At 43.0% G+C, this 21,973-nt stretch carries 15 protein-coding genes; 6 read left to right on the forward strand and 9 right to left on the reverse strand.

Annotated features, from left to right (window positions below):
- The first annotated feature begins 40 nt into the window (after positions 1–40).
- Together IPM47_02110 and mce are read left to right on the forward strand one after the other, a co-directional pair.
- Positions 41–910 carry a lysophospholipase gene (locus IPM47_02110; protein QQS29772.1) on the forward strand — a complete coding sequence of 290 codons (870 nt, stop codon included), beginning with the start codon at positions 41–43 and terminating at the stop codon, positions 908–910.
- A 59-nt stretch (positions 911–969) separates the two neighbouring features.
- Positions 970–1,389, forward strand: coding sequence for a methylmalonyl-CoA epimerase (mce, locus tag IPM47_02115; GenBank protein ID QQS29773.1), 420 nt, complete (start codon positions 970–972; stop codon positions 1,387–1,389).
- 27 nt (positions 1,390–1,416) lie between these two features.
- On the opposite strand, the gene IPM47_02120 is transcribed toward mce, so the two are convergent.
- From IPM47_02120 to recJ, 4 genes are all read right to left on the reverse strand, one after another.
- Positions 1,417–1,860 (reverse strand): hypothetical protein, encoded by a 444-nt coding sequence (locus tag IPM47_02120; protein ID QQS29774.1) that lies wholly within the window; start codon positions 1,858–1,860, stop codon positions 1,417–1,419.
- 240 nt (positions 1,861–2,100) lie between these two features.
- The gene (locus IPM47_02125) at positions 2,101–3,624 is read right to left on the reverse strand and encodes a GH3 auxin-responsive promoter family protein (protein QQS29775.1); all 1,524 of its coding nucleotides are present in this window, start codon (positions 3,622–3,624) and stop codon (positions 2,101–2,103) included.
- Between the two features lie 61 nt (positions 3,625–3,685).
- Positions 3,686–4,432 carry an LPS export ABC transporter ATP-binding protein gene (gene lptB, locus IPM47_02130; GenBank protein ID QQS29776.1) on the reverse strand — a complete coding sequence of 249 codons (747 nt, stop codon included), beginning with the start codon at positions 4,430–4,432 and terminating at the stop codon, positions 3,686–3,688.
- A 223-nt stretch (positions 4,433–4,655) separates the two neighbouring features.
- The gene (recJ, locus tag IPM47_02135; protein ID QQS29777.1) at positions 4,656–6,362 is read right to left on the reverse strand and encodes a single-stranded-DNA-specific exonuclease RecJ; all 1,707 of its coding nucleotides are present in this window, start codon (positions 6,360–6,362) and stop codon (positions 4,656–4,658) included.
- Positions 6,363–6,941: 579 nt separating this feature from the next.
- Between recJ and secA the strand changes: the two genes are divergently transcribed.
- Positions 6,942–10,298, forward strand: coding sequence for a preprotein translocase subunit SecA (gene secA / locus IPM47_02140; protein QQS29778.1), 3,357 nt, complete (start codon positions 6,942–6,944; stop codon positions 10,296–10,298).
- A 304-nt stretch (positions 10,299–10,602) separates the two neighbouring features.
- Here the strand turns inward: secA and IPM47_02145 are convergent, their stop codons facing one another.
- From IPM47_02145 to IPM47_02165, 5 genes are all read right to left on the reverse strand, one after another.
- Positions 10,603–12,123, reverse strand: coding sequence for a T9SS type A sorting domain-containing protein (locus IPM47_02145; GenBank protein ID QQS29779.1), 1,521 nt, complete (start codon positions 12,121–12,123; stop codon positions 10,603–10,605).
- Between the two features lie 124 nt (positions 12,124–12,247).
- Positions 12,248–13,390, reverse strand: coding sequence for a T9SS type A sorting domain-containing protein (locus tag IPM47_02150; GenBank protein QQS29780.1), 1,143 nt, complete (start codon positions 13,388–13,390; stop codon positions 12,248–12,250).
- Positions 13,357–13,800 (reverse strand): hypothetical protein, encoded by a 444-nt coding sequence (locus tag IPM47_02155; protein ID QQS29781.1) that lies wholly within the window; start codon positions 13,798–13,800, stop codon positions 13,357–13,359. Before IPM47_02155 ends, IPM47_02150 begins: the two co-directional genes overlap by 34 nt.
- A 161-nt stretch (positions 13,801–13,961) precedes the next feature.
- Positions 13,962–15,464, reverse strand: coding sequence for a T9SS type A sorting domain-containing protein (locus IPM47_02160; GenBank protein QQS29782.1), 1,503 nt, complete (start codon positions 15,462–15,464; stop codon positions 13,962–13,964).
- An 83-nt stretch (positions 15,465–15,547) separates the two neighbouring features.
- Entirely contained in the window at positions 15,548–18,682 is a 3,135-nt protein-coding gene (locus IPM47_02165; GenBank protein QQS29783.1) for a T9SS type A sorting domain-containing protein, read from the reverse strand.
- Positions 18,683–19,407: 725 nt separating this feature from the next.
- Between IPM47_02165 and deoC the strand changes: the two genes are divergently transcribed.
- The 3 genes from deoC to IPM47_02180 are packed head-to-tail and all read left to right on the forward strand — an operon-like array spanning position 19,408 to position 21,791.
- Complete coding sequence (deoC, locus tag IPM47_02170; GenBank protein QQS29784.1) at positions 19,408–20,076, forward strand: deoxyribose-phosphate aldolase; 669 nt, start codon at positions 19,408–19,410, stop codon at positions 20,074–20,076.
- Between the two features lie 48 nt (positions 20,077–20,124).
- Positions 20,125–20,535, forward strand: coding sequence for an SPOR domain-containing protein (locus IPM47_02175; protein ID QQS29785.1), 411 nt, complete (start codon positions 20,125–20,127; stop codon positions 20,533–20,535).
- A gap of 59 nt (positions 20,536–20,594) precedes the next feature.
- The gene (locus IPM47_02180; protein QQS29786.1) at positions 20,595–21,791 is read left to right on the forward strand and encodes an amidohydrolase; all 1,197 of its coding nucleotides are present in this window, start codon (positions 20,595–20,597) and stop codon (positions 21,789–21,791) included.
- Positions 21,792–21,973 lie beyond the last annotated feature (182 nt).

The following is a 21,973-nucleotide window of genomic DNA, read 5'->3' on the forward strand; positions in this document are numbered from 1 at the left end:
TTCAGTTTTACAGCTTTATTCGAAACTTATTATATTTACTATGAAAAAAATACCTTTTAACTGGTATAATACCAACGGCAGCAAAATACATGCGCAATTGTGGCAGTCTGAAAATAAGCTCGAGATCAAAGGTGTTATTTGTCTGGTACACGGTTTGGGCGAACATATTGGCAGATATGAACATTTTGCCCGTTTTTTTGTCAACAACAATTATGTAGTCATCGCCTGTGATTTGTTGGGGCATGGTCAGTCAGAAGGGCGCAGGGGTCATGTCGGTTCTTTCAACCAGTTCTATGAACAAATTGACCGGCTGCTGGAAGAAGCGAGCAAACGGTTTCCGGGTGAGCCTAAATTTATTTATGGACATAGTATGGGCGGCAATATTGTACTTAATTACGCCATTGCCCGAAGCCCCCGGGTTTTGGGCATTGTACTGAGTGCGCCCTGGTTGAGACCTGCTATGGAAGTCCCGGCTTCAAAAATCGCTTTGACCAAAATTGCAACCGTATTATTACCCTGGTATTTCGAATCCAATGGCATTGATATCAATCAGTTGTCGAGAGATAATGCCGTTTGCGAGGCATATCAGAAAGACCCTTTGGTACACGATAAGATTTCTGCCCGCTTGTTTATGTCAATTACAGAGCAAGCTGAATTTGCTACTCACAACTATTCCCAATTGCGGGTTCCGGTGTTGCTGATGCACGGAACTGCGGACGGATTGACAAGTTATCAGGCAAGTGAAGAATTTGCATCGGCAGCCAAAGGAAAAGTGGAATTCAAAAGCTGGCCGGGGTTTTTTCATGAACTGCACAATGAACCCGAACAAAATGAAGTATTCGACTTTGTACTGAACTGGATAGACAGTAAACTCCAACACTCGACAAGTATAGGTCAGTTGAAAAGTTAAAACTTTTTGGAACTACAACCCCAAACAATGTTTACAATATTCTGCAATAAATAACTGTTATGCCCTTCACCAAAATAGAACATATTGGAATTGCTGTCAAAGATCTGGAAAGTGCCAATGCCCTGTATGCGCAACTGTTGGGAACTGTGCATTACAAAACCGAATTGGTAGAAACCGAGCATGTTTTGACCTCTTTTTTTAAAGTCGGCGAATCAAAAATAGAACTGCTTCAAGCCACTCATCCCGATAGCGCCATTGCAAAATTTATAGAAAAGCGCGGTGAAGGGCTTCACCATGTGGCTTATGCTGTCAGCAATATTCAGGAAGAGATGGAGCGGATGTCCGGGCAGGGCTTTACCCTTCTCAATCAGCAACCTAAACGAGGAGCAGATAATAAATGGGTCTGTTTTATCCATCCCAAAAACTGCAACGGTGTCCTGGTCGAACTTTGTCAGGATATTTCAGAGGATTTGGTCTAAATAAAATGTCCGGTAAATCTGATATTCCTATTTGTAGGTAACTTCAAACAGCGCCTCATATTTGTCGGGGAGTTTTGGCACAGTAACCCAATTGTAATTGACCAATTGTTTCAACGTGTCGCATCCGGTAACGCCAACATGTACCCTGACTTTGTAAACATACTGTTTGTCATGTGTATCGGCATGCACACTGCGGGTATAAAAAGCAGTACAACCGGTAGCTTCGGTTCGGAGCCCCAACAAAGTTCGCTCGTTAAAATCTATAATGGGCGGAGTGTATCCGGCACAAAGACTATCGGTAAACAATGTTTCGTAAGTCAGTTGATCATCTACTACCAACTCATTGCTTTCGGTTAAAAAACAGGAAATATCTACCGGAGCAATCCCTTCAATGTTTATAATAGAATTTAAATCGCACCCATTCATTAAAAAGGCTGTAAAAAACAAGTATAAAACAACTGGAAGGCGCATATATTAAGTATATCGGTAGTAAAATAATTCTTTGAGCGAATTTAACCTTAAAGATGCAATAAACAACTTTCCGGTTGCGCAGCTAATTTACGCAAAACCCGGTTGAATTGTTGTTTAGTTTCACAAATTACATTTTATTAAGGTTGTTTGTAAAGATTTTCACGGTTACATGGATTGAGAAAAAATGAAAGCCGGTTCTTATGAACCTATAAAACAGGGATATCAATTATTCGTTTGAAACTACTTATCCGGGCTGAAAAACTGTTTAATTTCCTCCAAATACTGACGGTCGTTTGCAAGTCGGGGCACTTTGTGTTGTCCGCCCAATTTTCCTTTGGACTTCATCCAACGGTAAAAAGTGCCGGCCGGAACAGCAGTAACGACAGGGAACTGCATGGCCATATCCTGATACCGTTTCGCCTCGTAGTCTGAATTTACCTGTTTCAGGGTAGTGTCTAAGTGCCGGGCAAACTCCTGCAAATCTGGGGGGGCTTGAGTAAATTCAATGAGCCATTCATGCCCGCCGTTTCCGGATTCGGAAAAATAAACAGGGGCGGCAGTATATTCCTGCACTTTAGCATTGGTTTTAAAACTCGCAGTTTCAATAGCCATATCTGCATTATCTACAATCAGTTCTTCGCCAAAGGCATTGATATAATGCCGGGTTCTTCCGGTAACACGAATGCGATAAGGATTTAGGGTGGTAAACATGATCGTGTCGCCGGGAAGGTATCGCCACAAACCGGCATTCGTAGTGATGACAAGGGCATAATTTTTGCCGGTTTCTACTTCTTCGAGGGTTAAAGTTTGCGGTGTATTGCTTTCCAGTTCGCTCATGGGCAGAAACTCGAAATAAATCCCATGGTTGACCAAGAGCGCCATATCGTTTCTGTTGGGTTGGTCCTGCAAAGCAAAAAATCCTTCAGATGCATTATAAGTTTGCCAATACTCCATATCATCGGCCGGTATGAGCTGTTTAAAGACATGTTTATATGGGGTAAAACTCACTCCGCCATGCAAGTAGAGTGAAAGTCCCGGCCAAACTTCTCGCAGATGCTGTTTGCCGGTTAATTCCAACACCCTTTTAAACAAGACCAGGAACCAGGTAGGAACGCCTGCAAAATTGGTAACAGGTTGATTGATGATGAGCCGGGCTGTTTTTTCGATTTTTTCATCCCAATCCGGCAGTAATGAAATGTCGTTGCCGGGTGTGCGGAGCAGGTTGCCCAAATAGGGCATATTATTAAGGAGTACCGCAGAAAGGTCGCCATAACGTGCAGACCTGTTGTGTTTGCTAATTTCGTGACTACCTCCCAAAATCAGACTTTTACCGCTAAAAATCCTCGTTTGCGGGTTATGTTGTATGAATAACGCCATCATGTCGCGACTGGCGGAAATATGGCATTGCCGGATAGCCTGAGGACTTAGTGGAAGAAACTTGCTTTTGTCGGAGGTAGTGCCCGAAGATTTGGCAAACCATTGAATGGGATGATGCCAGATAACGCTTTGTTCTCCGTTCAGGGTTCTTTGAAAAAACGGTTTGAGGCTATCGTAGTCCTGAAGGGGCACCTGTCCGGCAAAATCTCGTTGAGTTTTAATTTTGTCATACCCATAAGTTTTGCCCCAAACGGTGTTTTTATTCAAGTCAATTAACTGCCGAAACCATAATCGCTGAAAATGAAGCGGATTATCTAACCAGGCATACACCTGTTTAATATGCCGGTGCAATAAATACCGGATAATACGATTGGTCAGATAGTTCATAGTTGGTTTGCGCTGTATATATCAGCTTTAACTTGCAAAAGTCGGCAATAAATAATTGCGGTTATCTTTGTAGGTCAAAATTTTTTCGTTTCAGCACAAAGTTTTGCCCGAGATAAACCCGCCTTACTTGCTCATCTAATGCAAGTTCTTCGGCGGTGCCTGATTTGAGAAGATTGCCCTCAAATAAAAGATAAGCCCTGTCTGTGATAGAAAGGGTTTCCTGAACATTATGGTCAGTAATTAAAACACCGATATTCCGGTATTTCAGTTGGGCTACTATGTGCTGAATGTCTTCCACAGCTATAGGATCTACGCCCGCAAAAGGCTCATCCAACAAGATAAATTTGGGGTCAACAGCCAATGCTCTTGCAATTTCTGTTCTTCTTCGTTCTCCCCCCGACAACACATTGCCCTTACTTTTTCGAACATGCTGCAACCCGAACTCATCGAGCAGGGATTCGAGTTTATTTTTTTGTTCTTGCCGGGTTAAATGGGTCATTTCCAGTACGGCAGCGATATTGTTTTCAACGCTCAAATCTCTGAAAACAGAGGCTTCCTGAGGCAGATAACCAATACCCAACCGCGCCCGTTTATACATCGGCAGATAAGTAATGTCCGTGTCATCTAAAAAAATGGTGCCGCTATCCGGTCTTATAAGCCCGACTATCATATAAAAATTGGTAGTCTTACCTGCTCCGTTAGGACCCAGCAATCCAACAATTTCTCCTTGCTGCACATTGAGGGTTACCTGATTGACAACCACCCTCTTCCCGTACTTTTTGGTTAACAGATGTGAATGTAGCAGCATGATTTTTTAAGTGAAAAGTGAAAAACTAAAAGTGAAAAACCTGAAAGAATTAAAATTGAATAGCAGCATGTGAAACCTGCGGAATTATGTGAACAGTGTAAAACCTGAAAGAATTAAAATTGAATGGCCGTATGTGAAACCTACGGAATTGAGTGAACCATGAAATTGAGATTTAAATCTAAAATCAAGCAGCATTCACTTTTCACTTTTCACTTTTCACTTTTTAGTTGTTGTGAAACAAAATATCTTTGACATTCAACTGAATAGAAGTCGTGTTATTATACTTGTTTTCTTCAAGCGAGAAACATACATCAAAAGAATCTCCACCAATAATTTGTTCGTAAAGATGCCCCATATTATAGGCAATCCCCTTCACCACCGGCGAGTTGTCTTGCTTCAGATAAAGTTTCAGGTGGTTGTTCCCCACGATAGTGGTCCATTTAGTAGCAGTTACATTGGTGCTCATAAATACGGGGCGCGTATTGCCGGGGCCAAAAGGGGCAAACTGATGCAGGATTTGGTAAAATCTGGTGCTGATGTCTTTTAGCGGCAGTTCGGCATCAATCTGTATTTCGGGTATTAGAAGTTGCAAGTCTATAGTATCGGCAACCACGGCTTCGAAGCGTGCAATAAACTCCAACAGATTTTCCTCTTTCATGGTTAGCCCTGCGGCGTATTTATGCCCTCCGAACTGGTCTAATAAGTCGCTACATTCTTTAATGGCATTGTAAATATCAAAACCCGGAACCGAACGGGCAGAGCCTGAAACAATATTGTTGGTAGCAGTCAGCACGATGGTTGGTCTGAAAAATCGCTCAATAAGGCGGGATGCTACAATTCCGATAACCCCCTTGTGCCAGTCGGGTTTAAACAACACCGTAGTTTTTCGGGCATGGAACTCGGGGTCGTTTTCCACCATGCTTAAGGCTTCTTCGGTAATGCTTCCGTCCACAATCTTTCGTTCGCTGTTGCGGGCTTGCAATTCATCCGCGTTTTTTCGGGCACTTGTTCCTTCTTGCGAAAGCAGCAATCTTACCGCCTGCCTTGCATCATCCATCCGGCCGGCGGCATTAATTCTGGGGGCGATGATAAAAACAATATCTGATATGGTCAATTCACGGCTGACGGGGTTCAGTTCCATCAGTGAACGCAGCCCGGGTCTTGGGTTTCGGTTCAGTTGACGCAGCCCGTAATAAGCCAATAGCCTGTTCTCGTCAATAATAGGCACAATATCTGCGGCAATACTTACAGCTACCAAATCCAGATAACGGGTTACTTTTTTAAACGACAAATGTTTATTGGCAGCCAAAGCCTGTACCAATTTAAAGGCTATCCCGCAACCACTCAGTTCTGTAAAGGGGTAATGACAGTCGCTTCGTTTGGGATCTAACACAGCATAAGCCGCAGGCAACTCGTCGCCGGGGCGATGATGGTCGCAAATAATAAATTCGATGCCCATATCCAGAGCATACTGAACCTGTTCATTTGCCTTAATTCCGCAATCAACTGCAATGATCAGGGAAAAGCCCCGTTCTTTTGCCCAGTTAATACCTTCTGTAGAAATCCCGTACCCCTCTTTGTAGCGGTCGGGTACGTAATAATCTACATAAAAGTACAGGTCTTTTATAAACCCGTATAAGACTGCAACCGCAGTTGTTCCATCTACGTCATAATCGCCATAGACCAAAATCTTTTCTTTGTTTTGCATGGCCCTGTCAATACGCTCAACGGCCTTGTCCATGTCTGCCATGAGAAATGGGTCGTATAAGTGCGATTCGAGCGAGGGTCGGAAAAATTTTTTGGCATCTTCAAAAGTTTTTACTCCTCTTTGTACCAGTAATTTGCAAAGAATGCGATTAATTCGTAGGTCCTCATGAAGTTGGTCAACTGCTTGCTCATTGGTTTCAGTGAGTACCCAACGTTTATTCATTAATGTATGTTTTTCTACTGCGGGGAAATGCTTGTTCAAGGCATTTCACAACCCCTGCTGCAAGGGGGCTTGCTGTGCTTTACTCCATCTTCGTTTCAATACCGTTGGCGCACAAATCCATTTTCCGTCTTTTCTGTAAAAATAATTCAGAAAAACCATTAAAATAACCTTATAGGGTTGATTTGGTTTATCCTGAAGTTATTTTTCGTTTACAGAGTACTTGAACCGTTATCGTCTTGTCTTTTTAAAACACCTGACAATATGGCAACCATCCGCCGCTAATTCTGTGCCAATATTGCCATTCCTGCACCTAAGGCATTATTTTTGCCTCATGGTTTTATATACTTTTTACGATAATCATAATAACCACTAAACCTGACAAAGCGTTTAAAATTATTTGAACAAAATGAAAAACGCCCGTACAAATATTCCGGCTTAAATTTTCCTTTCTTTTTTCAATACTTGCAGGGCTTATTTGAACCTTATATCGAACGGACATCAATTAAAAATAGTTATACCTTTGTGCCGGTTTGATGGTTACTGCATCTGCCTTCATTTTTAAATAAAACAACAATATATATGTCCGGTTTTTTCGGTAAAATACTCCAATCTATTTTCGGCAGCAAGTACGAAAAAGATGTAAAGGCCATTCATCCCATTGTAACTCAAATCAATCAGGAATATGCCAAACTTTCGGGACTTACACACGATGAACTGAGGTCGAAAACCAGCTATTTCAAACAACGGATTGCCGATTATTTGTCAAATATTGATCATGACATCGCTGAAATTGAACTAACCCTGAAAGAAAACCCTGATATGGAGCCCGGCAACAAGGAGGAGCTTTATAATCAGATTGACAAATTCAAAAAGAACCGCGACCGGCAGTTGGAAGAAATTTTGAATCAGATTTTACCCGAGGCCTTTGCGGTGGTAAAAGAAACCGCGCGCAGATTTACCGAAAACGAAACAATTACCTCTACAGCCACTGATTTGGACAGGGATTTGTCGGTCAATGCCGATTACCTTACCATTGAGGGAGATCAGGTGATTTACAAAAATGAATGGACCGCCTCCGGTGGACATATTAAGTGGGCAATGGTGCATTTCGATGTGCAACTGATTGGGGGAATCGTCCTGCATCAGGGTAGGATTGCAGAAATGGGCACCGGTGAAGGTAAAACACTCGTTGCTACGCTGCCCGCCTACCTGAATGCCCTGAGCGGACAGGGGGTTCATGTGGTTACCGTCAACGACTATCTGGCAAAACGCGACTCGGAGTGGAATCGGCCTATCTTTAACTTTTTAGGCATAACCGTGGACTGCATTGACAAGCACCGACCTAACTCGTCTGCACGCCGCAACGCCTATAATGCCGATATTACCTACGGAACCAACAACGAATTTGGTTTCGACTATCTGCGCGACAATATGGTTCGAACTCCGGGCGAAATGGTGCAAAGAAAATTGCATTATGCCATGGTGGATGAGGTGGACTCAGTTTTGATTGACGATGCAAGGACACCCCTTATTATTTCCGGCCCCGTTGAGCGCGGCGACGAACAGGAGTTTGAAACCCTGAAACCCCGCATCGAAAGGCTGGTAAATTCTCAGAAAGAATTAGTCAGAAAACTGCTTGTAGAAGCAAAAAAAGATATTTCAGAAGGAAAAACAGACGAAAAAACCGGCGGCTTAGCTTTATTAAGAGCACATCGCGGTTTGCCAAAAAGCAAACCACTCATTAAATTTCTCAGCGAACAGGGCATGAAAAACACCCTGCTTTCGACCGAAAACTTTTACCTGCAAGAGCAAGCCAAAAGAATGCCCGAAGTTGATCAGGAATTGTATTTCGTGATTGAAGAAAAAAACAATCAGGTAACCCTGACCGAAAAAGGAACAGAACTGATTACCAATGCCGGTGAAGAGGCCGATCTGTTTATCATTCCGGATATCGGCGCAAAAATTGCCGAAATTGAAAACTCAGAACTTTCGGACGAAGACAAACAGCGAAGCAAAGATCAGGTGCTACGCGATTTTGCCATAAAATCAGACCGGTTGCACTCTGTCAATCAGTTGCTGAAGGCTTATACCCTGTTTGAAAAAGATGTGGAATATGTAGTGCTTGATGGCAAGGTTAAAATTGTGGATGAACAGACCGGACGTATCATGGAAGGACGAAGATATTCTGACGGATTACATCAGGCCATTGAGGCGAAAGAAAACGTAAAGGTGGAAGAAGCCACACAAACTTACGCCACCGTTACCCTTCAGAATTTTTTCAGAATGTATCACAAATTGGCCGGAATGACAGGAACTGCGGAAACTGAAGCCGGAGAGTTTTGGGAAATTTACAAGCTCGATGTTGTCGTCATTCCAACCAACCGGCCTATTGCCCGGAAAGATGAGGAAGACCTGGTGTATCGAACAGCCCGAGAAAAATTTAACGCCGTAATTGACGAAATCGAACGGCTGCGCAACAACGGAAGACCCGTATTAGTAGGAACAACCTCGGTCGAAGTATCGGAACTGTTGAGCAAATTGTTGACCATCCGAAAAATCAATCACAACGTTCTCAACGCCAAGCAACATGCACGCGAAGCAGAAATTGTAGCTCAGGCCGGAATTGCCGGAGCCGTAACAATCGCAACCAATATGGCAGGTAGAGGGACCGACATCAAACTCGGACCCGGTGTGAAAGAAGCAGGCGGATTGGCTATTATCGGTACCGAAAGACACGATTCGCGCCGTGTTGACAGACAGTTGCGCGGACGCGCAGGAAGGCAGGGCGACCCGGGTAGCTCACAGTTTTATGTGTCTTTAGAAGACAACCTGATGCGGATGTTTGGTTCTGAAAGAATCGCCGGAGTAATGGATCGCATCGGCTACAAAGAAGGTGAAGTTATTCAGCACAGCATGATTACCAAATCTATTGAACGGGCACAGAAAAAAGTCGAGGAAAACAACTTCGGCATCCGCAAACGACTGCTCGATTACGACGAAGTGATGAACGTTCAGCGAAATGCCATCTATGCCAAACGCAGACATGCACTTTTCGGAGAACGACTATCTTTGGATATTTCCAATTCTTTTGCCGATTTGTGCGACGAGTTAGTTGGCAGGCATCATAGCACCCACGACTACGAATCCTTCAAATATGAGGTAAGAATCAATTTTACCATTGACCCTCCCTTTGGCAACTCCGAATTCAACTCGCTAAAAGCCGATCAGTTGTCAGATATGCTGTATGAAGCAGTGAGCCTGGCCTATAAACGCAAAACTGCCGAAATTGCAAAAGAAGTCTATCCGGTGATGAGCAATATATTAGACCAAAGAGGCGAACAGATAGATATGGTCTATGTTCCGTTTTCAGATGGTCCTAAGACGCTCAATGTACTGACACCTGTAAAAACCGCGGTTGAAACTAAGGGCAAATCGGTGGTCAAAGAGTTTGAAAAATCTGTTTCGCTTGGATTGATTGACGAAGCATGGATGAGCCATCTAAGACAAATGGACGAACTTAAAAATTCGGTTCAAACAGCAGTCTATGAACAAAAAGACCCCCTGCTCATTTTTAAACGAGAGGCCTATGGGTTGTTCAGCGAAATGGTATCGGAGGTAAATATCAAAATTGCCGACTTTTTGTTTCAAGCCACTATTCCGGTTGCAAATTCGGAAGAAGTACGAGAAGCCCGTTTGCCTAAAGCAACCGATATGAGCAAACTGAAAACCAGCAGAACAGACGAACTTGGAGATGCCGGAAGCGGTGGCGGGCAAAAAAATCAGAATCAAGCTAATTTACAAACCAATTCCGACAACCAAAAACAACAAACTTTTAAACGGCAAACTCCAAAAGTAGGGCCGAATGACCCCTGCCCTTGCGGCAGCGGCAAAAAGTTTAAAAAATGTCATGGAAAACCCGGCAGTGAGATGCTTTGAAAAACGCCTGATCCGCTCATATACCGGGGTGTATAGGCTTTCCACACTATGCCTTTTGCGATGTTTTTGGAGGCTAATATGAGTTTAAGTTTGGTCTTATGGGTTAGTGTGCGAAGTCAAACTAACAATTGTTTGGATCTTCTTATATAGTTGAACCTGATGATTATTGGACAAAAGATAGCAATAAAATAATTCCGTTGCTGCCAAGTATGACACGGCAGCAGCGATACTTGTACCGCTGAAATTCTCTAATCCGGTAAAAGTATCAGAACCACCAAAGTAGCCACTTTTCACTTTTAGTTTTTCACTTTTCACTTACCAAAATCTTCCCACCCGCCACCGTTTGTCCCGAAGCAGGGAGCACCACCCGGTAGTAATAAACTCCCGCCGGCAAGAGTTCTACCTGCACTTGTACTGTTCCTGTGCTACCATATAATGTTTCCTCTGCTACCTGTCTGCCTAAAGCATCGTACAAACGCCAATCCACATCGCCGTAGGGTAAGATGCCGGCAGGTATTTGGTAGCGGATATTGAGATGGGTAGAAGCAGGAACGGGATAGACCATTGCCGAAACCTCCTGATTAGCATTGGAAGGGATGCCGGGCAGCACTTCCACCACCACCGTGCTGTCACAACCTATAAAACTGCATGTATAGCCAAGGCTATCGGTTTTGACCACCCAACTGCTTTGCTGTGAGTAGTTGAAACCGGAAAAAATAAAACCGCCGTCGGAAGTAGAATCTATGTCTTTCAGATACCAATTGTCATTGGGGTTTAGACCCTTAATCGTTCGAGTCCAAAGGGTGTCGCCGGTTGAAGAAAAACGCCATATACATGGGATATCTTTATTAAATTCGGTTTTGTAGCCAAATATACCCATGAAACCACCATCCGGAGTTGGCTGAAGGGGGGCTTCATTCATGCCTCCGACTTCCAAATCATATATTTTACTCCAAATGATATTTCCTGAAGTATCTAAATTAGCTGCGAAAGGTTTCCGAATATTATTTTCTCTAATTGCCGACAATATAAAATAACTGTTGCCGTCTGTTTTTGGAAGGGCCAAACATGCCAAATCTATTTCATTCCCCCCATAGTTTTTTTGCCAAATCATGTTACCCTGTTTGTCTATTTCCATTATAAACATATCAGTATCGGTAATGGGATACTTCATGTATCCGCTTACTATGTAACCGATTTCCGTTTCAAAAACAGAAAAGGCCGAGGCGTGTTGTTGCGGATTATATACCCTGTCCCACTCTTTATTTCCAAATGAATCGGTTTTGAGTACATAAAACCGGTTGGAAGTGGAAAAGCTACGTTGGATGCCGCACATAATATACCCTCCGTCTTGGGTGGGGGTGATTTGGTAAGTCCCTTCTACGGTAGTGCTCGTTCCATGTGTTTTTTTCCAAATTACATCGCCATTTCCGTTGAATTTAATCATGATAATATCTAAGTTGCCGGATATGCCTATTGTATCCTTTGCTCCAACCATAATGAAATGTCCATCATTTGTTCTTTCCAGAATACCGCCTCCGACTATACCGGTAAGTGTATAACCTTCTTCTGCTATCTTAAACCAAATAGTATTGCCTGTCAGGTCTATCTTTCTTATTGCGAGTGCTTCATAGCCATCCAAAGAATTAAATGAAGTGGCCATTATATACCCACCTTCAACAGTCAACACTGCCGGAGACAGTATATTCATCGTATCGGGTTTAAAAATTTTGTTGAAGTAGGTAAATGCTTGTGCAGAAATGCTTTTTACGGGATAAAATCCCATAATAGCAAACACAAACATCAGGGATATTAAGTTTTTCATACCCAAAGTTTTATAATGTAAAGTGGCTGTCTAAAAAGAGTCATTGTTCTTGTTATTCGTCTCGTTAAATAATTCCAAAATTTATTGTATGTAGTGTTTTTGAATTTTTAATTTAAACTGCCCCTTAAACTATTCTCCCTCCGGTACAAGTATCGGAGCTACCTACTCTACTACTACCTTCCCACCCGCCACCGTTTGTCCCGGAAGCAGGGAGCACCACTCGGTAGTAATAAACTCCCGCCGGCAAGAGTTCTACCGATACTTGTACTGCTCCTATGCTACCATATAATGTTTCCACTGCTACCTGCCTGCCGGTCATGTCGTACAAATACCATCCGGCATTGCCCGAAGAAAGGATGCCGGCAGGTATTTGGTAGTGGATATTGAGATGAGTAGAAGTAGGAACGGGATAGACCATTGCCGAAACCTCCTGATTAGCATTGGAAGGGATACCGGGCAGCACTTCTACCACCACCGTGCTGTCGCAACCTATAAAGCTACAGGTATGCCCAAGGCTGTCTGTTTTGACCACCCAACTGCTTTGCTGTGAGTAGTTGAAACCGGAAAAAATAAAACCGCCGTCGGGAGTGGAGTCTATGTCTTTCAGATACCAATTGTCATTGGGGTTTAGACCCGGTATGGTACGTGTCCAAAGCGTATCGCCGGTGGAGGTGAACTTAAAAATTCTTATATCGGTTTTACCAAATTGATTATCAAACCCAAAAATGCAAATTGCACCATCATTTTCAGTTCTGAATATCGGTGCTTCTTGCAAAGCTCTTACTTCCATTTCATACATCTTTTGCCACAAAATGTTTCCTTGTATATCAACGGAGAAAATAAAAGGTTTTTTTATATTGTCATTTTTTATTGAACCTATTGCGAGATATGAGTTACCGTCAGCATTAGAAGATAATAAACATCCGCTGTCACTATCATTGCCACCATAAAATTTCTGCCACATTACATCGCCGAGTTTATCAATTTGAATAATCACCATATCATAGTTTGTGACTGTATTATACATGTATCCGCTTACTATGTAACCGATTTCCGTTTCAAAAACAGAAAAGGCCGAGGCGTGTTGTTGCGGATTATATACCCTGTCCCACTCTTTATTTCCAAATGAATCGGTTTTGAGTACATAAAACCGGTTGGAAGTGGAAAAGCTACGTTGGATGCCGCACATAATATACCCTCCGTCTTGGGTGGGGGTGATTTGGTAAGTCCCTTCTACGGTAGTGCTCGTTCCATGTGTTTTTTCCAAATTACATCGCCATTTCCGTTGAATTTAATCATGATAATATCTAAGTTGCCGGATATGCCTATTGTATCCTTTGCTCCAACCATAATGAAATGTCCATCATTTGTTCTTTCCAGAATACCGCCTCCGACTATACCGGTAAGTGTATAACCTTCTTCTGCTATCTTAAACCAAATAGTATTGCCTGTCAGGTCTATCTTTCTTATTGCGAGTGCTTCATAGCCATCCAAAGAATTAAATGAAGTGGCCATTATATACCCACCTTCAACAGTCAACACTGCCGGAGACAGTATATTCATCGTATCGGGTTTAAAAATTTTGTTGAAGTAGGTAAATGCTTGTGCAGAAATGCTTTTTACGGGATAAAATCCCATAATAGCAAACACAAACATCAGGGATATTAAGTTTTTCATACCCAAAGTTTTATAATGTAAAGTGGCTGTCTAAAAGAGTCATTGTTCTTGTTATTCGTCTCGTTAAATAATTCCAAAATTTATTGTATGTAGTGTTTTTGAATTTTTAATTTAAACTGCCCCTTAAACTATTCTCCCTCCGGTACAAGTATCGGAGCTACCTACTCTACTACTACCTTCCCACCCGCCACCGTTTGTCCCGAAGCAGGGAGCACCACTCGGTAGTAATAAACTCCCGCCGGCAAGAGTTCTACCGATACTTGTACTGCTCCTATGCTACCATATAATGTTTCCACTGCTACCTGCCTGCCGGTCATGTCGTACAAATACCATCCGGCATTGCCCGAAGAAAGGATGCCGGCAGGTATTTGGTAGTGGATATTGAGATGAGTAGAAGTAGGAACGGGATAGACCATTGCCGAAACCTCCTGATTAGCATTGGAAGGGATACCGGGCAGCACTTCTACCACCACCGTGCTGTCACAACCTATAAAACTGCATGTATAGCCAAGGCTATCGGTTTTGACCACCCAACTGCTTTGTTGCGAGTAGTTGAAGCCGGATAGCACCCAACCGCCATCGGGCGTGTGGGCTATGTCTTTTAAGTACCAGCTATCCGTTTGATTGAGATTAGGGATAGTATTTGTCCAAACGGTATCGCCTGTTGCAGTGTAACGCCAAAGCCAGGGTTCTCTGCCGGACTGTGTTTTTTTGCCGTAAAGACATAAAAAGCCGCCATCCGGAGAAATCTGTAGAGGGGCTTCCTGCAAAGCAGTAACTTCAACATCATATAAACGGCTCCAAAGGATATTGCCTGTGCTGTCAATCAGCGCAACATAAGGTTTAGGAATATTGTTTTGTCTGACGGCACTTGCCAAGAAATAGGTATCATTATTGTTTGCAGGCATAATAATACAGGCATTATCTCCTTCATCTTCTCCATAATTCTTTTCCCAAAGTAAATTCCCCTGCATATCTATCCCTATCAGTAACATATCGTAACTTGTTTGCGGGTATAGTTTAGCCCCGCTTACAATATAGCCAAAACCGGTTTCAAATACTGAAAAAGCAGCACCGTGCTGAGTTGGGAAATATACCTTGTCCCACTCTTTATTTCCAAATGAATCGGTTTTGAGAATGTAGAAACGGCCGGAGGAGGAAAAACCGCGCCGAATGCCGCACATAATATACCCTCCGTCTTGGGTGGGGGTGATTTGGTAAATCCCTTCTACGGTAGTGCTCGTTCCATGTGTTTTTTTCCAAATTACATCGCCATTTCCGTTGAATTTAATCATGATAATATCTAAGTTGCCGGATATGCCTATTGTATCCTTTGCTCCAACCATAATGAAATGTCCATCATTTGTTCTTTCCAGAATACCGCCTCCGACTATACCGGTAAGTGTATAACCTTCTTCTACTATCTTAAACCAAATAGTATTGCCTGTCAGGTCTATCTTTCTTATTGCGAGTGCTTCATAGCCATCCAAAGAATTAAATGAAGTGGCCATTATATACCCACCTTCAACAGTCAACACTGCCGGAGACAGTATATTCATCGTATCGGGCTTAAAAGTTTTATTAAAATAAGTGAATGTCTGTGCCGTGAGAGGAAAATAAAAGCAGAGCAAGACAGCAATAAAGAGGTATTGTATAGTCTTCATATCTATGCCATTTAAAAATAACATACACTTTTTATTGCTTGGAATAACAACAAAAGTGTATGATACTTTACGAATTAAAGGAATTACCGGGCAACGACGAGTTTGCCGGTAAGCGTTTTACCGCTTTGGGCGATGAGTTGGCAGATATATAAGCCGTTACCTAAATTTTGGGTATTGATGGATACAGGCTTAAAAGTAGAGTGGCCATTTAGCGGCAGCGTTTGCAAAAGCTTGCCGGTAAGGCTATATACATTCAGGCTGCTTATTTTTTCCCAATTGTTGGTGAGTAACGAAACAAACACTTCGTTTTGGGCAGGATTGGGCACTATCTGCAAAGCATCTTTTGTAACTATGTTCGCTGTCAAGGTTGTTTTAAAATCGGCAGGGGTTCGGTGATATTGGCTGTTCTGCTTCGTAGCGGTAGCGGCTTGTGCAAATAAGGAAATACGGCTGTTCGGGTTGTCGTTGGCAGCCATATTCTGTATTTGCATGGCAGCGGGGCTTAACGCTTTGCCCTCATAAGGCATGAGGTCAGTATTGTTCCAGAGTTCATACAGATAGGCGGAAAAAAAGTCGTAAAAGTCGGCATCTTCGGGTGTTTGCAGGGGCAGAGTTTGCAGCAGGCTGTCGGCCAAGGCCAATTTGCGCTCGTCGGTATAGGTGGCAATCAGTATTTTTAAGCCCTCGGTGTCGTTGCGGGCTTGGGTTTCGGCTTTGGCTTCGGTCAGCATATTATTTTGAAGGTAGGCGCGCATCAATTCGGTATAAAACCGCTCGTATTCATACCCGGAAGTGCTTTGCTCCATGCGTTCCTGCAAAAACTCGATGCGCTCTTCCATTTCCCATCCTTCAAAGACAAAACTTTCGCAGTCATTTTCGTCAAAATTACAAATATCTGTTCCCACATTTGCGCTTACCTCAGTTGGTTCGTGACCGGGAAGATAGGTTACCTCTAATGTTTCGGTGGCATTGTCGTATAAAATGTGGTTAGTACCGCTCGGTGCGGCGGCAATATTATGCCAATTGTTAACAGTAGGATTTAGAGTTAGGTCAGCAGGGTCGCATCCTCCTTGGTCTTGAAAATCGGGGCTGCCGTAGATTCGGATATCGAAGTCGCTGAGGGCGGTGAAGTTGTTGCAGTCTATGAGTACATTGGGGTTGATGGTACCTTCGGTTTGGGTGGCGGCGCGAAAGCGTTGTGTGCCGGTCTGCATGGGGTCGTCCGCTTCAAAAGTGTTGTTAATCACCAAGGCACCCGCAATGCCGGAATTTCTGACCGCTATTCCGAAAGGTTTTTCGTAAGTAATGCCGGGCGGAACGCTGACGGTTACCGTATTGTTGTCCGCCACAATGCCCCTTGTTCCGATGGCATAGACCGCATAGCTGTCTTTGTCCAATTTCGTAAAGTCGTTGTGTGAAATCACTGATACCGTATTGCCGTTGAGTGTGATGCCTTTTGTTACCCTTTCAAAAAGGTTTCCGGTTACGAACAAACCGCTTTGGAGAGAGCCGGTGGCGTAAGCGTCAATCCCTTTGTAGAGATCGCCGAAAACCGTCGGCGTTCCCGAAAGGGAAGGGACTACCCAACCGCCATACCGGTTGCTGATAATGCCCGAGCCGCGTTCTTCGGCAAAGAAGCCCGAAGGGTCGGTGTTTTGAAAAATGCAACCCGACACGACAAAGGGTCGGATGGTATAAATGCCTGCATACCCGATACCGGGCAGCCGGTGGGTGCCGGGGAAAGGAGCGTTGAAGTTGAAAGTACAATTTTTAAACCTAGCCAAGAGATTATCACCGGCATATTGAGAGAGCAAATATACTCCGACCGAGTTGTTGTTAAAGTTTGTGTCTTCAATAAAAAGCGCACCACCCCCGTAGGTGTTGTTGTCGCCGGAACCTCCGAATTCTATGAAATCGCCTACCTGTATGCCTGTTCTGGCGTTTTCGATGGTTACGTTGCTTTGTAACCGGGCAATGCCGTGGTGCTCAAAAACCATTCCGGAGGTATATTCCGAAGAAGGGATGGGTTCGTTGGCATCGCCTTCCAGTAAAATACCGTTCCAAATAGAATTATTGCAAATATTTCCTTTTAAAATTGAATTGTCGTCTATAAGTAATACCCCGCCTTTTTGTACAACAATGCCAGAACTTAGATCTTCAAAATAAACAGATGCTTCTCTTATATGTAAAGTAGCACCCGACGGCACCGTAATTTTGCCTAAAATGTTAATTTGATGAGTCCAGTTTGTTGTTCCGGCAGGCAGGATTTGTTCGGCAAACCAGTTTTTTATCAAAGACGTGTTTACTTCACTATTAGGCAAAACATAGTTTTGAACAACTGTGGCATTGTTAATATATTCTTTCATTCTGAAACTTTGACCGTTAGTAAACGATTCAGCACAGGTAGGTCCTACATAGGACATAATATTATCAATCAATGGATCATAACCGGGTGGTATTACTTCAAGGCAGCCTAAAAGGGTAATCAGTTCACAAGTCTCGTCGTCAATTGTTCCATCACTTAATCCAGGGTCTGCCGATGTATCGGTTACAAAATCGCCACATTCGCAGGGATTTTCAGGATCTGTCTCAGGAGTTATTGTTTCTACACATCCACTTTCTCCACATAGCCCGTGAAAAGTATGAAATAATCCAAGACAATGACCTGTTTCGTGGGCTAATATAGAAGATGTAAAAACATTAATAAACTCTTCTGAAATCAGATTGCCATTTATATCATAAGTGGTACTTCGCCAAATACCTTTTACTAAAAGCCCATTTCCGGGTATCCCGCTTGAAAATCCAAATCCACCTCCAAATTCATTAGGTGTTCCTTTGGGATAAACGAAAATTGTTAGTGCCTCTTCATCAAACAAATCTGAAAAATTTGGGTAGGGGCAAGACGATAATCCATCAACACAATATACTGCTGATTGATTGCTCTGATTGTACAAATCATCATCATCAATATATTTCAGGCATTTCAACCTGAAATATATGTTGTGAGTTTCAAAAGGAGTCTGCAATAAATCCAGCGCTTCATATACCTCAGATAAAGTTCTGTCATAACTTCCATCTGACCTCCGAATTACATTGACCACTATGCTTAAATAGTAAGGTTTGTTGTCAGATTCATTACAATTCGTACTATTGCCCGACATCCATTGCCCATTTGGATAGTCGCTGCTTGTATAACACATTTCTTCTTGTGCCATCATTTGCTTAGATGTTGCAAAAATTACGAGTAACAGCATACTAAGTTGAATAACAAGCGTTAATACATAATGGGGGGGGGGGTAATGTGTTGTTTCATCATAGAAGGAGTTTAAGTACCGGCAAAATTGCTTAAACAAACATAGCAATTTTCTTTAAAAGTATCATCTTTCTAAAAAAATATTTTCAAAGGTTATTATGCAATCCTGTTACATCATTATAGAATTAAGCAACAAAAAAGCCTGCAACATAGAGTTGCTGATTTTGGGTTTTTTATTTTACAACCCATGAAAATGTTCTATTAAATGAAAAGTGGACAGTGAAAAATTACTAAAAACCAGCTCTAAAACGGACTTCTATATCGGGATAGGCACTATAACACAATGTATTCAACCACTTGGCGGTAGTGCTATTCGAGATGTTGATTACCACTCTATTTCATACGGTCTTGTTCATTTTAAATCGCTTTGTGAATTTTTTCAGACTCAACCTCAAAGTAAGTTAATATGAATAGCTGTTGGTGAAACCTACGGAAAAAACAACCCAATCCGGAATTTTACTTAAATTTCATTAACCGTCTATGCGTTTATGCTATATCATCAGTGTTTTTCTAACTTTGCAACGGGTAACACCAATTAGTTTTCAGTTGCTGAATTGTAGGGAAAGCATTGTAATTGTTTAGCCTTAAAACAGCATAGTTATATTCCGACCGGATGAAATATTGGCAGAAATGAATGTAGAAACATTTGACCATAACCTTGCAGGCAAAATAGACCATACTCTGCTGAGACCCGATGCAAAGACGACAGACATCGAAAAACTTTGCAACGAAGCCCTGAGCTATTCCTTTGCGGCAGTATGCGTCCCTCCATATTATATTCATCATGTTGCAAAACAGTTAAGTGGTTCAACCGTGAAGGTGGCAACCGTCATTGGGTTTCCATTGGGCTATCAACTGACCTACACCAAACTTCACGAAATTGAGCGGGCAACAGCCCTTGGTGCGGTCGAAATGGATATGGTGATCAACCTTTGTGCTCTGAAAAATGCCGACTGGGGGTATGTTGCCAATGAAATTCATGCTGCTGCCGAACTGACCCATCAACAACCGGGCAACCTGCTGAAAGTCATTATAGAATCTGCCCTGCTGTCAGATGAGGAAATAGTCAAAGTATGCCGTATTTGTGCAGATGCAAATGCCGATTATGTCAAAACCTCAACCGGTTTTAACGGCGGAGGTGCTAAAGTTGAAGCGGTCAGGCTGATGCGTAACACCCTTCCAGCCAATGTATTTATAAAAGCATCGGGTGGAATTCGGACCAAGCAGGAAGCCCTGACAATGATAAAAGCAGGTGCCGACCGGCTCGGATGTTCAGCAAGTGTGCAAATTGTTTTGTAGCTTGCCGTGGATTTCATTCGAATAGACCAACCCAACAAAGTTTACAAGATGAAGAACAAAGCGTTTTACCTGATATTAACCCTGCTGTTTTCCCCGCTCCTCTTTGCGCAGCAAACCTATTATACCTCCCCCGGCATTATCAGCATCCTCCCAAATCATCAGGTCAATATGCTGATAGAAGCCCATAAAAACGCCAATGCCAAAAAACATACAACACAAGGGTTCAGGGTGCAGATTATACAAGACAGCAGCCGTGAGGCTGTCCGGCAACAAAAGGCTGCCTTGCTCAAAAAATTTCCACAGTTAAGAGCTTATGAAGTCTATGATCAGCCTTTTTTCAAACTTCGGGTGGGGGATTACCTGCACCGGTTTGAAGCCTTCAAAGTGATGCACGACCTTAAAAGTACTTTCCCTGCCTCATTTATCGTACAAGATAAAGTTAACATCTCCGAACTTTAGCCCGAATCGCTGCAATGCAATTCAGTTTCCTGTCAATAGTTTAAATACCCGTTTGCTTCATGCAGTTAAAAGAAAAAATCAAGTTACTATCCGCCGAATTTCACTCCGAAATCATCGCCGTCAGGCGGCATCTGCACGCAAATCCGGAGCTTTCTTTTAAGGAGTATAAAACCGCTGCCTTTGTTCAGCAAAAAATGGAAGAACTTGGGCTGCCTTATACTGCAGGCATTGCCGGAACCGGTGTGGTGGCATATATCGAAGGTAAAAACCCAGGTAGCAAAGCCTTTGCACTTCGGGCAGATATGGATGCATTGCCCATTACAGAAGCCAATGATGTTCCCTATAAATCAACTGTCAATGGGGTGATGCACGCCTGCGGACATGATGCACATACGGCAAGCCTGATCGGTGCAGCCAAAATATTAAGCAGGTTATCCACCGAGTTTGAAGGTACGGTAAAACTCATCTTCCAACCTGCCGAAGAACGCTCGCCGGGCGGAGCTTCGCTTATGATTAAAGATGGCGTTCTGGAAAACCCCAAACCCAAAGGCATCATCGGGCAGCATGTTTTCTCCATGCTCCCGGCAGGAACTGTGGGTTTCAGAAGCGGCATGATGATGGCCTCGGCAGACGAAATTGATTTGTCGGTTCGAGGCATTGGCGGACACGGAGCCGTTCCTCAACTGACGGTTGACCCTATCGTTATCAGTGCTCAAATCATCAGCGCTTTACAACATTTGGTCAGCAGAATGAACGACCCGACAATACCCTGTGTCCTGACATTCGGTAAAATCCAATCGGTGGGAGGTGCCTACAACATCATCCCCGAAGAAGTAAAAATACAAGGCACTCTGCGCACCATGAACGAAACCTGGCGCAAAGAAGCCCATTTAAAAATCAGGCAAATAGCCTGTGGAATTGCAGAAGCGATGGGCGGCTCTTGTGAGGTTTTGATAGATGTGGGATACCCTTTTTTAATCAACGACGAAGAATTGACTGCAAAGTGCAAACAAGCTGCCACCGAATACCTGGGAGCAGAAAATGTGTATGATATACCAATGCGAATGACCGCCGAAGATTTTGCTTACTATTCTCAGGTAACCAAGGGTTGTTTTTACCGCCTCGGAACTGGTAACCTCGCACGAGGAATCACTTCCAATGTTCATACCCCTACTTTCGACATTGACGAAGATGCCCTGCTCACCGGTATGGGCCTGATGGCATGGTTAGCAACACAGGAACTTAGGCCTGTCTAATACCATTTTACTTTCTAAAAGAACCCACCCCTAACCCCTCCGAGGAGGGGAATTTAAAGACTTTTGCCAGAAATTGATGGTTCAAAATTAAATCATAGTTGGTATAATCTGTCCGAAAACAAGCATTTAACCCGAAGTCCGTTTTTTCTTGTTCGTATTTATACAGGTCAGCATGTATCCTG

The organism is Sphingobacteriales bacterium, from assembly GCA_016700115.1.
Lineage (GTDB): Bacteria > Bacteroidota > Bacteroidia > Chitinophagales > UBA2359 > UBA2359.